The following is a 343-nucleotide window of genomic DNA, read 5'->3' on the forward strand; positions in this document are numbered from 1 at the left end:
TGGAATCGGACAAGGCCACGATGGAAGTGCCTTCGTCGGTGTCCGGCGTGGTCAAGGAGATCAAGGTCAAGGTTGGCGATTCGCTGTCGCAGGGCGCCCTGGTGGCGCTGATCGAAGTGGCCGATGCCGGCGCCGACACCGCGGCCAAGCCCGCCACTGCCGCGCCTGCTGCCCCGGCCAAGGCCGCTCCCGCTGCTGCCCCGGCACCTGCTGCCAAGGCAGCCCCGGCTGCATCGGCCGCCGCCGAAGGCGGTCTGGTCGAGGCGCGCGTGCCCGATATCGGCGACTACACCGATATCCCGGTGATCGAAGTGCTGGTCGCCGTCGGCGATACCGTCGCCAA

1 protein-coding gene is annotated in these 343 nt (G+C 69.7%); it reads left to right on the forward strand.

Annotation, left to right across the window (positions count from 1 at the left end; translation table 11 throughout):
* Positions 1-343, forward strand: a 343-nt coding sequence (locus Y887_RS17650) for a biotin/lipoyl-containing protein (protein ID WP_046965591.1), incomplete at both ends; no start/stop codon positions are given.

This window comes from Xanthomonas pisi DSM 18956, assembly GCF_001010415.1.
Classification (GTDB): Bacteria; Pseudomonadota; Gammaproteobacteria; order Xanthomonadales; family Xanthomonadaceae; genus Xanthomonas; species Xanthomonas pisi.